At 54.0% G+C, this 13,617-nt stretch carries 12 protein-coding genes; 6 read left to right on the top strand and 6 right to left on the bottom strand.

Translation table 11 applies throughout. The features are described from left to right. Nucleotides 1–106 precede the first annotated feature (106 nt). From LKE08_RS28430 to LKE08_RS28420, 3 genes are all read left to right on the top strand, one after another. On the top strand, nt 107–727 hold the full coding sequence (locus tag LKE08_RS28430; protein ID WP_324707667.1) for an FkbM family methyltransferase: 621 nt from the start codon (nt 107–109) through the stop codon (nt 725–727). Then, on the top strand, nt 727–1,041 hold the full coding sequence (locus LKE08_RS28425; RefSeq protein ID WP_324707666.1) for a hypothetical protein: 315 nt from the start codon (nt 727–729) through the stop codon (nt 1,039–1,041). Before LKE08_RS28430 ends, LKE08_RS28425 begins: the two co-directional genes overlap by 1 nt. A 507-nt stretch (nt 1,042–1,548) precedes the next feature. Further along, a complete protein-coding gene (locus LKE08_RS28420) occupies nt 1,549–3,735 on the top strand; it encodes a tetratricopeptide repeat protein (protein WP_324707665.1) in 2,187 nt (728 codons plus the stop codon). Here the strand turns inward: LKE08_RS28420 and LKE08_RS28415 are convergent. Continuing rightward, nucleotides 3,732–4,433 carry a phosphatase PAP2 family protein gene (locus LKE08_RS28415; protein WP_324707664.1) on the bottom strand — a complete coding sequence of 234 codons (702 nt, stop codon included), beginning with the start codon at nt 4,431–4,433 and terminating at the stop codon, nt 3,732–3,734. The two genes, LKE08_RS28420 and LKE08_RS28415, sit on opposite strands and share 4 nt — an antisense overlap. 219 nt (nt 4,434–4,652) lie before the next feature. Between LKE08_RS28415 and LKE08_RS28410 the strand changes: the two genes are divergently transcribed. Further along, nucleotides 4,653–4,883, top strand: coding sequence for a hypothetical protein (locus tag LKE08_RS28410; protein WP_324707663.1), 231 nt, complete (start codon nt 4,653–4,655; stop codon nt 4,881–4,883). Between the two features lie 117 nt (nt 4,884–5,000). Here LKE08_RS28410 and LKE08_RS28405 read toward each other — a convergent pair whose 3' ends face one another. The 5 genes from LKE08_RS28405 to LKE08_RS28385 form a co-directional block, all read right to left on the bottom strand. Next, a complete protein-coding gene (locus LKE08_RS28405) occupies nt 5,001–5,273 on the bottom strand; it encodes a GlsB/YeaQ/YmgE family stress response membrane protein (protein ID WP_324707662.1) in 273 nt (90 codons plus the stop codon). A gap of 116 nt (nt 5,274–5,389) precedes the next feature. Further along, nucleotides 5,390–6,460, bottom strand: a complete 1,071-nt coding sequence (locus tag LKE08_RS28400; protein WP_324707661.1) for a DUF3616 domain-containing protein — start codon at nt 6,458–6,460, stop codon at nt 5,390–5,392. Nucleotides 6,461–6,511: 51 nt separating this feature from the next. After that, nucleotides 6,512–7,855 (bottom strand): hypothetical protein, encoded by a 1,344-nt coding sequence (locus tag LKE08_RS28395; RefSeq protein ID WP_324707660.1) that lies wholly within the window; start codon nt 7,853–7,855, stop codon nt 6,512–6,514. Nucleotides 7,856–8,347: 492 nt separating this feature from the next. After that, nucleotides 8,348–9,133: a TrkA C-terminal domain-containing protein gene (locus LKE08_RS28390; protein ID WP_324707659.1), complete on the bottom strand. Its 786-nt coding sequence runs from the start codon at nt 9,131–9,133 to the stop codon at nt 8,348–8,350. Nucleotides 9,134–9,342: 209 nt separating this feature from the next. Continuing rightward, on the bottom strand, nt 9,343–12,072 hold the full coding sequence (locus LKE08_RS28385; RefSeq protein WP_324707658.1) for an HAD-IC family P-type ATPase: 2,730 nt from the start codon (nt 12,070–12,072) through the stop codon (nt 9,343–9,345). 116 nt (nt 12,073–12,188) lie between these two features. Between LKE08_RS28385 and LKE08_RS28380 the strand changes: the two genes are divergently transcribed. Both LKE08_RS28380 and LKE08_RS28375 read left to right on the top strand, forming a co-directional pair. Further along, nucleotides 12,189–12,413 carry a hypothetical protein gene (locus LKE08_RS28380; RefSeq protein WP_324707657.1) on the top strand — a complete coding sequence of 75 codons (225 nt, stop codon included), beginning with the start codon at nt 12,189–12,191 and terminating at the stop codon, nt 12,411–12,413. Between the two features lie 69 nt (nt 12,414–12,482). After that, nucleotides 12,483–13,604 (top strand): hypothetical protein, encoded by a 1,122-nt coding sequence (locus LKE08_RS28375; RefSeq protein ID WP_324707656.1) that lies wholly within the window; start codon nt 12,483–12,485, stop codon nt 13,602–13,604. Nucleotides 13,605–13,617: the final 13 nt, after the last annotated feature.

Genomic DNA, 13,617 nt, shown 5'->3' with positions numbered 1-13,617 from the left:
AATTGAATCATGTATATAATTGAATCATGAAAATCCCCCATCCAGAAGCGGCTGCAACCGGGGACGGTTGCTCCCACAGTTTTTTTTATTTCTGAGGTTCAATTAAATGGTCGTTTTTACCCACAACTTAAAAAGCCGGGGTTATTTGGAATCCCTGGAGATGACTTTGGGAATTGTTGGATCTCGGAAGATGCGATCGGACGACAATTATGGTTCGGGGGATTGGCAGATCTTTGCCCCCAACCTCACCATTTACGGATTCGATGCCGACGCCGATGCCTGCCTCGCCAACAACCTGGAATTGGAGGAACGCAATGTCAATTGGAAAGAACGACACATTCCCCTCGCCATTTCCGACGAGATCGGCACCTCGACGCTGTACGTCACCCGAGGGGTGGATTGCAGTTCGCTGTATCCCCCCAACGAGGATTATTTGCGGCGGTTTCACGCCCTGAACGAACATATCAAACTCGATTTTTCGGTCGATATCGAAACCACCACTTTGGATGATTTTTGCGATTCAGAAAAGATACCAAATATGCACTTTCTCAACCTCGACATTCAGGGGGCGGAGTTGAAGGTTTTGAAAGGGGCGGAAAAGTTGTGCGATCGCGGCGTGATGGGGATTCAATGGAGGTGGAATTTTCTCCGATGTACTGCGATCAGCCCCTCTTTTCTGATGTCGATTCCTATTTGCGATCGCGGGGATTTACCCTGTTCGATTTGATGACCGATCACCCAATGTGCCGCCGTCCCCGTTCCGTTTCTCCGATTTATTCCCAACGACGAATCGGTCAATTATTGTGGGCGGACGCGCTGTATTTCCGCGACCCCATTTCAGATCGCGATCGCACCGTCAATCAAGACCCGAAAAATATCCTGGCTTTGGCTTGCATCGCCGACATCCTGGACTATCCCGATTATGCCCTGGAGTTGCTGTTGTTTCTGACCGAAAATTACGGAAAAAATCCGGATTATCAATTTTCGGACTGTATCGATGAGACGGTGCGATCGAGCACTGTAAACTTGTATTTAAAATAGCAGTCATTTAATTCATTCTAGTGGACAGTTTCAGTAGGGTGGGTTAGGCGCGGCCGTAATTTTTCGGAAAAACCAATAACTTTTCATCCGCGCCGTAACCCACCATAAAAATTCAAAATTCACTATTGAGGCGGTGTTGACATTTCATTAACGCACCCTACTGGACTATTTCAGTTAAAATGATGCTTTATTTGTAGGTTGGGTTTCACTGCGTTCAACCCAACATCAATATCTCGGCGTTGGGTTTCGTTCCTCAACCCAACCTACAAAAGCATCATTTTAGAGTGGCTAGTCCACTCGGAATAAAGCACTGTATCGTAGTGCCGATGAGACGCTTTAAAAATCATCAATTTTTTGGCATTGTTAATGTTGATTATAACTCATAACTTCTCCGTGTTCTCTGTGCCTCTGTGGTGAAATTTTCCGAAATTTTTTCACCTCTAAAATACCCGTGATCGCATTTTTCGTGTAAAATAGATAAGTAACGTGATAGGGTGGGGGGATTTTATGTCCGATCGGCAAATGAGCAACCTTCCAGATTTCCAAAGCCACGGCTATCAAATCGTTCGGGAACTGGGATGCAACCCGGAGGGGGGGCGCATCACCTACAGGGCGACGGATACGCGCACCGGGGAGCCGGTGACGGTCAAAGAATTTCGGTTTGCCTTTGCCGGGGCGAGTTGGGCGGGATTGAAAGCCCACGAACGGGAAATCGAGATGCTGCGGCAGCTCAAACATCCGCGCATCCCCCGCTATCTGGACTCCTTTGAAACGCCCTCCGGCTTCGGTTTGGTGCAGGAGTACAAAAAAGCGCCCTCCCTGGCGGCGTGCGATCGCTTCACCCCGGGACAAATCCAACAAATTGCCGCTTCTGTATTGGGCATTTTGGTCTATTTGCAACAGCACCGTCCGCCCATCATTCACCGGGATATCAAACCCGAAAATATCCTCGTAGACGACCGCCTGAACGCCTATTTGGTGGATTTCGGATTCGCGAAAGCGGGGGGAAAAAATACCGCCCTCAGCAGCGTCGCCGCCGGGACGCCGGGGTTCATGCCACCGGAAGAACTGTTCAACCGCCCCCTGACGGAAGCCTCCGATCTCTACAGTTTGGGGGCGACTTTAATTAGTCTGCTCACCCGCACGCCGTCCCGGGAAATGGGGCAGTTGATCGACGAGAATTATTGTTTCAAATTCCGCCACCGGGTTCCGCCCTGCGATCGCCGTTTTTTGACCTGGTTGGAACGGATGGTCGAACCCAACGTCAAGCGGCGGTTTCCCAATGCGTCGAAAGCGTTATCCGCCCTCTCCGCCATCCGCAGCAACCGCAGCGCCATCCTCCCCCAACTGAAACCCCTCGCCGCCGTCTTTTTCTTCGCACTGGTGGGCAACGTGGCGATGCGGGGAGCCCGGGAATTCACCTCCGCCCAGCAATCCCGAATGGTGAAAAAAACGGAAGTTCCCCCCGTCACCGTTCCCCTTTCCGAGGCGGTTTCCCTCCGCCAACAGGGTCAGGAATTTGCCCGTTTGAACGACTACGATCGCGCTTTGGCGGCCTACGATCGCGCCCTGGAAATCAGCCCGGATTATCTGGAGGCGCTGGAGGGGCGCTGCTGGGTTTTATATAATTTGGAACAGTACGACGCGGCGATGAGAAGCTGCGAAAAAGCGATTGCCATCAACCCCAATTCATTCCGGGCTTGGAATTACCGGGGCGGTATTTTAAACCGGCTGTCGCGTTATCAGGAAGCCCTGGAATCTTACAATCAATCTGTGGCGATCAAACCGGATAATTCCCACGGCTGGAACGGGCGATGTTGGTCCCTCAACAACGTGCAAAAATATGGGGAGGCGTTGAAATCTTGCGATCGCGCGATCGAAATGGACGGGGAATCGGAGTGGCCCTGGAACAATCGCGGTTACGCCTTGGAGAAATTGGGGCGGTATTCGGAGGCGATCGCATCCTACGATCGCGCCCTCGAAATTAACCCCGACAATGCCACCGTCATTCAGAACCGGCGGCGGATTTTTAACCAGTCGAAACAGGCGGCGATTTTCGTTCCCCCGAATATCGACGGGTTCGGATACGGGGAAAAACTGCGAAAAAAAGGGTCATTTTCGGAGGCTTTGGAGGCCTACGACAAGGCTTTGGCGGACAATCCCCACCACTTTGAAGCCAACCTTTACCGGTGTCGGGTGTTGCGAATTTTGGGCCGAATGTCCGACGCCCTCCCCAGTTGCGATCGCGCTTTAGCCATTAATAGCAATTCCGATTTGGCGTGGGAAAGTCGCGCCTGGGTGTTGCGGGGGTTGGGGCGGTATGAAGAGGCGTTAAAGGCCAGCGATCGCGCCCTGGTCATCAATCCCCGCGCCTATTGGTCTTGGATCGAAAAGAGTGCCGCGCTGCGGGAATTGGGGGAATATGAGTCCAGTTTAGAGGCAGCGGATCGGGCGATCGCGATCGATCCAAATCCCATTGAGGGATGGGGCGATCGGGGGGCGGCGTTGAACGGGTTGCGACGCCACGAAGAGGCCTTGGATGCCCTCGATTACGCCCTATCTCGGAACCCCGAAAATCACTGGGCTTGGTATCAGCGCGGCGTGGCTTTGGACGGGTTGAACCGATACGGAGAAGCCCTCGATTCCTATCACCAAGCATCAAGATTTAAACCCCAAACAGAAACCGGATTTTAAAAATAACCCCGGGCAATTTCCCAACCCAAAATGCAGGCGACCAGCCAGACCAACCCAGCCGCATATCCCGCGACAATATCGGTGGGCCAGTGGACGCCCAAATAGAGGCGGCTGAAACCGATCGCCACAATCAATACAATCGCGGCGGAAATAATTAGCCATTGCCAGGGTCGAAAGTGAACGGCAAACCAATAGGCGATGATTCCGTAAACGACCAAGGAAATCATGGCGTGGCCGCTGGGAAAACTGTGGAAACTGACATCGACGATGCGTTCCCACAACTCCGGTCTGTGGCGGCCGAAAACCGATTTTAGGAGGTGGTTTAATAGGGCGACTCCCCCCAAGGCGACCCCGATCGCGATCGCGCCAATTTTCCGACCTTGAAAGAGCAAAATAAACACCATACTCATGCCCACGGCGGTGAGAAATAAGGGGTCGCCAAGACCGGTAATTCCCACCATCAATCGGTCTAAAAACGGGGTGTGAATTTGGCGGATTGCTTGCAAAATTAACCGGTCTATATATTCAGTTTCCTGGTCTAAAACCTCGTCGGTAATTTCCACAAATCCCCACAGGGAAAATCCGGCAATGGTCAGACCGGAAAGGGCGATCGCGGGCAGTAGGCTCGAAATCTCCGAGCCGAATAAATGATGCCATAAATCGACAATTTTCTGGCCGATCAATTTCAAAGAAAGCATAGATTTTCCGTTGACTTTTCTCGATCATTACCGTGACTGCAGGGGATGTTCATCTGGCCGAAGAGAGAAATTTCGGGGGCGATCGGGGCACGGAGTCCAAAAACCGGGAATTGCGATGATATAATGAATTTCAAGGCGGGACTCAAATTAGCCGATTTGTCCTAACCGTTCTGTTGATCGCTATAATGGGCAAAAAAGTGCGATTCGTTGAATATTTCTATGGACGGCAAGAAACGATTCTATCTGCTTTTGACAATCTGTCTGGCATCGGGGGGAATTATCGGCTATTGGGCGACGCAATTTTATTTGAATGGCTGTTTGTTGGCGGTGCTTCCCAGCAGCCAATGTTTGACCCAAGATCCCGTCTCGACAACCTTGGAAGGCGTTTTAGTCAGCCTCCTGGCGGGGATGGGGGCGGCGATCGGTGCGACTTGGAAAATATGGAAATAGGTGGCTACCTCTCCTGGGGAGTAGATGATAGAATTTTTATTCCTGTTGCCCATCAAAAAAGGGGTGCGATCGCAGCGATCGCACCCGCACCCCAAGGAAAACTGTTTCATCATCGGTTTAGCTGGTTTGGCGAGTCACTAAACCCCAGATGAAGATGATCAAAATTGCACCCAGAACGGCGAAGATGATGCTGGGGATGCTGAGAACGCCGGCGGCCGCGCCGCCACCCGTGCCGAGGATCAGTTGACCCAAAAATCCTCCAACGAACGCACCTAAAATACCCAGACCGATGGTCGCCAAAATTCCGCCACCCTGATCTCCGGGATAAATCAGTTTAGCCAGAGCACCGGCGATTAAACCTAAAGCCAACCAAGCGAGTATACTCCACATAGATATTTCTCCTAATTTAACTTCAAATTTTTAAACTTCTTTTCACTTTCATGGTAGCAATGGAAGCCCGGATTTAACCTCTATCTGAAGTCGGAACTCGCGATCGCACCCCGAAATTAAAGGCGGAAAACGTCGATCAACATTTCGCGATCGCTCTTCAACCGGCTGGTGTGGGGGGAGTCGTAAATGACCAGCAAGCCATTTTCTCCGAAACAGGGGAACAGTTCCAACCCCTCCGCCCGGTCCCATCCGGGGATGATATCGAGGTCAAATACGACGCTCAATTCCTCCGAATCTCCCGCCGTGATGCTGTCTCCAGAACGGCCCAAGGCATCTTTCCAACGGTAGACCCGCATCACCCCTTCCAGAGCCATTGTCGGCCCCGCCATGATTAACAAATCGTCCCCGTCAAAACAGAGTTCTCGGATTCCCAAACCCGCCAAATCCACGAAATGTTTTTTGTAAGCCGCCCCGTCTTTGCCGATGTCTTTTAGGTTGAGAACGCCGGGTTCGGTTTCCTCGATTTCCAATTCCAAAATCACCGCCCAACCCCGCAGCACGGGACCCCGCAGACCGAGAAAAATGGTATTTTCTCTGACCGCAATTCCTTCCACGTCCAAACCGTTATCTTTGGAGGGGATGGGAGGATTGAGGAACAGCCCCAAATGCTCGTCTTCCCGCAGGTGTTCGATCAGGATATTTCGCCGTTCCGAGGTTTCCAGACAGGCGGCTCGCAGGCTTTTATCTGGTTCGATGGAGGGTTCGCAAATTTTGGCGGGTTCCCCCTCCCAGATCGGGATTCTCGCCAATAAAAATCGATTCAGATCCACCGCAATTGTACTGAGTCGCTTCAAATCCTTTTCGGTGCTTTTTCCCTTCGGTTTTTTTCGCTTCGTGCTGTGGGACCCGGTGAACCAGAGATAATCGTCGGAATAGTCCAATCCTTCGATGTCAATTTCGTCGTCGTCGTTCCAAAGTTGGATGTAGTTTTCGATGCCGTAGTGTTGATGTTTGCCGTACACAAAGGGCTCGACGGGGGAGAGGCGATCGAGGCCCAACAGTTCGTCGGAACCGACCCACAAACTGCCGTCCGGTGTCAGGGCGATCGCGGATAGGTCGGTTATGAGGTCGTCGTCCGGGGCGTCGAATCGGAGTACAACGCGGCTGAGTAAAAATGCGTCTGGCATGGTTTATTGAAGAATCGCTCGATGACGTTAATGATAACTCAAAACCGACAGTTAGAGTTGGAAACCTTTCGATTTTTTGGATTTTTTCTTCCGCTTCGACTTGGATGAGTTGACCTGGGCGATCGCCTCTTTAAACAACTCGTCCAAATGTCGGGGGACGCTGGCGATGTCGGGCAGGTCGGGTTCCGGGGGTTTGCCGTATTCGACCAACACCGGATCGAGGTCGGTTTGCAGGGAGAAATCGGGGCGTTCCAAAACGGTTTGCAACACCCCTTCCAACCGCTGCGGATACGCCTCCACGAAGTGATGCCAGAGGTAGGTATTGACTTGGGGATCGTCGAGATATTTCCGCACGAAGGCTGCAGCTAGTTCCCGATCTTCGGGGGTGTCAGACTCCAGAACTTCTGCAAATCTTCGGTAGGTGGGGAGGAACATCTGGCCCCAGCGGGGGTGGGTGAAAACCGTCACCGATTCGGCGTTTTTGATCTCCGGGGGAAGTTCCGCTTTCGGCGTCACCATTTTCGAGGAAGAATCGGACGATCCGAGTACGGCGTCGAGGTCTTTTTCGTCCGCACCCGCCGACCGTGCAGCCTCCCGAATTTCGGCTTCGTCGGTTCCCGCTTCTGCCGCCATTTCTTTGAGGGACTTGTTGCGATCAAGGCCCAATTCTGCGAACCGCTTTTCGTTGATGCGATCGCACAGTTCGCCGATTTTTTTATTCAGTTGGTAGCCGGGGAGGGTGACAGTATTTTCGCCAAAGAAATCGACAAATTCCCGGTGATATTTTTCCACCGATTTCCAAGCCTCTTCCAGCAATTCCGGCGCGTCTCCGTACAGGGAATTTTTGTGGCGTTCCCGGAACTCCCCGATCGCCACCGCCAATTTCGGTTTACTCAGTTTTCCCTTGGTCAAAAATGACCCGAAGACGAGCCATTCATTTTCCGTCAATGGGGCGAGTCTGCCGTGGATAATTTCCCCCGGTTTCAGGCGGGAAAATTGAGAATTTTGGGCTGAGTTATCGAAACTGATCGGATACCGTTTTTGGGTGAACCAGTTCATCAACGTCGCGCCATCGTCCCCGATTTCCAAAACTTCAAATAAGCCGAGGAAACTGCGCTGCCAATTTTGCAACATCTGGCGCTCATCCCGGCTCAAATTTGGCGCCGCTTGTAGGAACAAATCCAAGGGGGTTGACTCTCCCACTTCCCCCTCAAAAATGAAGGTGTCGATCAATAAATCCTGTCGCTGGCGGTCGTAATTTTTTCCGCCGTAGTTCGCCGCGTGAGTTTCCAGGGCGATCGCCATTTCCCCCTCGGCATCGTAAACGAAATCGAGCAATTCTTCTCGCAATTTTTTGGCGGACTTTACGGGACTCTCTGCCGTGGCAATATTCATATTCACTAACCCCATCTAAAAATTTAGTCTCGGTCGTTCGGATGCTCAAATATTCAATTTGATTAAATAAATTTTTTGGGGGGATCTGCAATGGACGATTGTTTCCGACCCACGCCCTATTTTATAACAACCAAAAATACCGATCTTCTGTCTGATGATAGAGATCGGTATTTGGGGGATCTTTGAGCCAGAATATTCGGGCGAGGACAATTTTAATAAGAGAGAGAATCGAGCAAAAAAGATGGGATAGACGGCGACTAATCGGGAAAAAGTCGCAGTCGAATCACGGGTTTTTTCGAGGTCGGAAAAACCGGAAAACAGAGACGATCGCCCCTTGATTCCTAAATTAGGTTTGGGGCGATCGTCGCACTCAAAATAGCCCCTGATTTTAGGCGCGATCGCGACCCAGACCCCACAGAATCGCGATCGACCAATGCTGTTACTTTATCCGTTCAAATCGTCGATGCCTTCTATCTCGGGATAGAGATTCTTTCAGGGGCGATTTTGTCGGTCGTCCTCCCGTTCTTCCCGGTCCTGTTCCCAGAGGATCTGCTGTTGGTCGGCGACGGCTTGATGGTGGGCGTGTTCCCCCTGCCAGTCGGAACGGCGATCGTCGAGTTCGTTCAACAGGGACAGGCGTCCGTACAATATCAACGTGTCCCCCGGTCGGATGCAGGTGTCCGCCTTCGGGGCCCCCAGGTAGCGCCGGTTTTTCCGGTGGATGCCCAAAACGCTGATGCCCTCCTGGCGGAGGTTGAGGTCCGTCAGTTCGCGATCGGCCAGCCAATCCCCGGGCTTGACATCCAACTGCGTGACCGTATATTCCCCCGACAGGTGCAGGAGGCTGGCGTAGTCCCGCACGTCCAAGCGGGTCCAGTGGCTCAGGGCCCAACTGATCAGGCGGGAGAGGTAGAAATCGATCCATTTACTCGTCGCCAACATCCACAATATCCCCAACCCGATCGCCAGCAGGGCCAGACGAAACGCCCACTCGCCGAACCCGACGCTGTTGGTAAACGTCAGCAGCAGGGAGGACATTGTGGTGACGATGCCCACGTTGCCCAACAGCATTAGCAGCATGATGATGCGGCGGCGGACCGGGTGGGTGACGACGGATTCCGCCTCGTCGGTGGTGAACCCCGCCCCGGTGAACGCCGAACGGGATTGAAATGCCGCCAACTGCCGGGAAATCCCCGTCTGGGTGAGGGCGACCGTCGCGACGCGGTTGATCAATAGTGAGAGTGTGACGACACTTAGCAGGGAAACTAATGCGGCCACGGTTTTGCCTCCGGTTGGGGTGTGGGGTGTGGGGAATAGGGAGTCGGGAGTCGGGAGTCGGGAGCAGGGGGAGCGGGGGGTGAGACATCCAGACCGCTTGGGAATCAATTCCCAAGCTAATAGCTCAAATCATATTCAGATGATTGGGGAATTTGTACGGATCTGACTATAAATTTGCCTCCTCCGCCTCCCCTGCCTCCGGTCGCCTCTTACTTCCGACTTCCCAATATCAACTTGGCGATTTGTCCGACGACGAGGGGGACGAAACTCATGCCCAGGATCAGTCCCCATTGATTTAAGGTGGGGTTGACCAGTTTGAGGACGTCGGCCAGCAGGGGGACGTAAACGCCCGAGAGCAGCAGTCCCGTACAGAGTACCAGCGACCCCCAGATGTAGGGGTTTTGGGTGACTTCGTTGCGGAACAGGCCGCCGTCGGCATCCCTCATGTTGAAGACGTGCCACAGGCGCCCGAAGGCGAGGGTGAGGAAGGAAATGGTGACGGCGCGATCGCTCTCCATTTTCAGGCGGGTGAGGCAGAGGGCGAAAACGCCGAGGACGACGGCGGCGATGAGCAATCCGTAGAGCCCGATCGCGATCCAGTGGCGGCGGGCCAGGATGGGTTCGCCGCTGTCCCGGGGGGGATGTTTCATCAGTCCCGGGTTGCCCTCGCCGACGCCCAAGGCCAAAGCCGGGAAGACGTCGTTGATGGCGTTGAGAAACAGAATTTGCAGGGGCAGCAGGGGGAGGGGGGCGTTCACCAGGGCGGCGGCGCCGACGGCGATGATTTCGCCCATGTTGCCCGACAACAAAAAGATCGTGAATTTGCGGATATTGCCGAAAATCGCCCGCCCCTGTTCGATCGCGACGATGATGGTGGGGAAGGCGTCGTCCTGCAATACCATATCGGCGGCTTCCTTGGCGACCTGGGTGCCCCGTTCGCCCATCGCCACACCGATATCGGCCTTTTTGAGGGCGGGGGCGTCGTTCACCCCGTCCCCTGTCATCGCCACCACCGATCCGGCGGACTGGTGCAGCTCGATCAAATTCAACTTCTGTTCCGGGCTGACCCGGGCGAAAATGGGAACCTGCCGCAACTGTTCCCGTTCCTGTTCGCTCAGGTCTTCGGGCGATCGCAGTTCTTTCCCGAGTTTGGCCTCGGCCTCCTGTTCCGTCGTCACCCCCACCGCCAAACCGATGTTGCGGGCCGTCACGGGCTGGTCCCCCGTCACCATGATCACCCGGATGCCGGCGTCGTGGCAGTTTTTGACGGCGGATTTGGCATCTTCCCGGGGCGGGTCCAGCAATCCCAAAACCCCCAACAACGTCAGGCCTTCGTAGGCTTCGGCCTGTTCGGAATCGGCGGTTTTGGATGCGATCGCCAAAATTCTCAGCCCCTTCTCCGCCAACTGGCGGCAGCGATCGTTCCAGGCGTCCCGCTGCTCTTTGTCCATCGGTTGCGGCCCGTCCGGGGTGAGGCGATCGCTGCAAACCTCCAGCACCGACTCCGGCGCCCCTTTCACCGCCACCCGGTAGCCGTTTTCGATTTCGTGGAACGTCGCCATCATTTTGGTGTCCGAGTCGAAGGCCACCTCCCGGGCTTCCGGGCTTTTTTCCAATAACTGCGATCTGTGGATTCCCGCCTTGGCCCCGGCCACCAGCAGGGCGATTTCCATCGGGTCGCCGATAAAGTTGTCCTCGTCGCCGGAGTCCTCGTCGGGGAGGGAGGCGTTGTTGCACAGCACCCCCACTTCCAACACCCGCCGCAACCCGTCTTCTTCCCGGGGTGCGATCGCCTCCCCGTCCCGCTCGAATTCTCCCTCTAGTTCCAGGGCCTCCCCCTTCACGTTTACCATGTCGTCCTCCAGGGCGACCCGGGTGACGGTCATCCGGTTTTCGGTCAGGGTCCCGGTCTTGTCGGTGCAGATGATGTTGGTCGCCCCCAGGGTTTCCACCGCCGAGAGTTTCTCGATCAGGGCGTTGCGCTTGGCCATCCGCCACATCCCCCGCGCCAGGGCTACCGTCGCCACGATGGGCAACCCTTCCGGGACGGCGGCCACCGCCAGGGCGATCGCGGTTTCGATCATCAGATACAGCTCTTTCCCGCCGATAATCCCCGCCCCGGCCACCAAGACCACGATCGCCAGCGTCACCCAGATCAAATTTTGCCCCAACTTGTCGAGCCGCTTTTCCAGGGGGGTGACTTCCTCCTCCGCCTCCGTCGCCAGGGCACAAATGTGCCCGAGTTCCGTATTCATCCCCGTGGCGACCGCCACCGCTTCGCCCCCGCCGCGGGTGAGGGCGGTTCCCTTGAACCCCATGTTGGTGCGATCGGCCAGGGCCAGGTCGCCTTCGAGGGGGTCCGTCGTCTTCGTGACGGGGACGGATTCCCCGGTCAAGGGCGACTCGTCCACCTGGAGTTTGTTGGCCTCGATCAACCGCACGTCCGCCGGGATCAGGTCGCCGCTGTCGAGGACGACGATATCCCCCGGAACGATCTCGTCGGCGGGGATTTCTTGAACTTGTCCGGACCGCCTCACCGTGGCTTTGGTCTGGCTGAGTTGTTGCAGGGACTCCATCGATCGCACCGCCTTGATTTCGGTGACAAAGCCGATGACGGCGTTGAGCAAAATGGCGATAATCACCGCGACGCCTTCCACCCACTCCTGAAACGCAAACGACAGCACCGCTGCAACGGCCAGCAGCCCGATGATGGGGCTTTTGAACTGTTCGATCAAAATTTGCCAAACGCTGCGGGTCTTGGCTTCTTCGAGGCGGTTGGGGCCGTATTTTTGGCGCCGCCCTTCGACGGTCGAGGTGTCGAGTCCCCGTTCCCGTTCCACCTCCCAATTTTTCAAGACTTCCTCTACCGTCTGGGAACTGGCCGCGATCGCGTCCCGATTTTCCTCGCCGTTTTTGTTGCCGTTGCCGTTTTCTGCCATATTCTGAATCTCTGCGTGCGATCGCACCCGCGATGGTCGGGTGAAGGACTCCGATCCGATTTTAAAAGCAATGATTCCGGCTTTCTTCAGTCTAAAGGTAGAGCGATCGTTTCGGGTTGCCCATCGCAGAGAATATCGCGACTTCCGAAAATGTAGGAAATGTGGGGGCGATCGTCCCGGCCCATCGCACAGAATATCGTCAAGGTGGTGAAACGCCGGAATTAATCGGAAAAATCGGGAATATGGGTGAAGCGATCGCGATCGATTTGAAACCCAACTGCATAACTCGCCGCACCCCATCCCTAAAGGAAATCAGCTTCCTCACTCGCCGAGGAAACTAATCGGAAACTATGGGGAAATGAATTTAACCAAAAATTTCCCCGTCTGTACTTGCGTTAAGGAATTGAAGAATGGCGACTGAAAAACAAGCACTCTATCGTTACAACAATTGGGGGTCCTTTGTCAACAAGTGGCAAGACCTCTCCGGCAACGGTTACCGATTGGTGGATGTGGAAACCGACATCCAGAGCAATGGCAAAACCTATTTCACCGGAACTTGGCAAGAAGGGGACGGCAAATACGCGCTCTACCGTTACAACAATTGGGGATCTTTTACCGACAAGTGGCAAGATCTCTCCGGCAACGGTTACCGATTGGTGGATGTGGAAACCGACATCCAAAGTAATGGCAAAACCTATTTCACCGGGGTTTGGCGAGAAGGGGATGGCAAACACGCGCTCTATCGTTACGACAATTGGGGGTCTTTTACCGACAAGTGGCAAGATCTCTCCGGCAAAGGTTACCGATTGGTGGATTTCAACACCGACGTCCAGAGCAATGGCAAAACCTATTTCACCGGGGTTTGGCAAGAAGGGGACGGCAAATACGCGCTCTACCGTTACAACAATTGGGGGTCTTTTACCGACAAGTGGCAAGATCTCTCCGGCAAAGGTTACCGATTGGTGGATGTGGAAACCGACATCCAAAGTAATGGCAAAACCTATTTCACCGGGGTTTGGCAAGAAGGGGACGGCCAACACGCGCTCTACCGTTACAACAATTGGAATTCTTTTACGAATAAGTGGCAAGATCTCTCCAGCCAAGGTTACACATTGGCGGATGTAGAAACTGACATCCAAAGTAATGGCAAAACCTATTTCACCGGGACTTGGTACAAAGCGGATCACCAATTTGATGATATCACCGGTATCAGCTCAACATCTACCAATTTTCGCAGTCAAGCTCTTGCTGGTGATCATGAATCCGATGCTCTCACCAACAATCAAGGGGGGAATGACACTGAGTTCGATGAGATTTCCAAAGCTTTCCTCGGGGAATCTCCTATCGAATCCCAAGAAGGTTTGTTGACTGACTTGGTTCCGGGCGATGAACTGTTGCTCCTGAATGCGACTGCGACTGACGGCAATGGGAATTTTACACCCGATCCCGGTGTCGAACAATCTTTGGAAGCCGAATTTGGACAGTTTGCAGAAACCTTAAATGCGGCGAGTAATCTCAACGTTTTAGTTTGACGTTAGCCCCCAT

It is taken from the genome of Lyngbya sp. CCY1209, from assembly GCF_035615495.1.
Lineage (GTDB): Bacteria > Cyanobacteriota > Cyanobacteriia > Cyanobacteriales > Microcoleaceae > Limnospira.
This window is presented reverse-complemented; position numbering and strand designations above follow the sequence as displayed.

Bases quoted from the DNA above. Each gene is read 5' to 3' on its own strand.
- LKE08_RS28395 (WP_324707660.1), bottom strand. From the start codon at position 7,855: ATGAATATTGCCACGGCAGAGAGTCCCGTAAAGTCCGCCAAAAAATTG.
- LKE08_RS28400 (WP_324707661.1), bottom strand. From the start codon at position 6,460: ATGCCAGACGCATTTTTACTCAGCCGCGTTGTACTCCGATTCGACGCC.
- LKE08_RS28415 (WP_324707664.1), bottom strand. From the start codon at position 4,433: ATGCTTTCTTTGAAATTGATCGGCCAGAAAATTGTCGATTTATGGCAT.
- LKE08_RS28430 (WP_324707667.1), top strand. From the start codon at position 107: ATGGTCGTTTTTACCCACAACTTAAAAAGCCGGGGTTATTTGGAATCC.
- LKE08_RS28410 (WP_324707663.1), top strand. From the start codon at position 4,653: ATGGACGGCAAGAAACGATTCTATCTGCTTTTGACAATCTGTCTGGCA.
- LKE08_RS28375 (WP_324707656.1), top strand. From the start codon at position 12,483: ATGGCGACTGAAAAACAAGCACTCTATCGTTACAACAATTGGGGGTCC.
- LKE08_RS28425 (WP_324707666.1), top strand. From the start codon at position 727: ATGACCGATCACCCAATGTGCCGCCGTCCCCGTTCCGTTTCTCCGATT.
- LKE08_RS28385 (WP_324707658.1), bottom strand. From the start codon at position 12,072: ATGGCAGAAAACGGCAACGGCAACAAAAACGGCGAGGAAAATCGGGAC.
- LKE08_RS28420 (WP_324707665.1), top strand. From the start codon at position 1,549: ATGTCCGATCGGCAAATGAGCAACCTTCCAGATTTCCAAAGCCACGGC.
- LKE08_RS28405 (WP_324707662.1), bottom strand. From the start codon at position 5,273: ATGTGGAGTATACTCGCTTGGTTGGCTTTAGGTTTAATCGCCGGTGCT.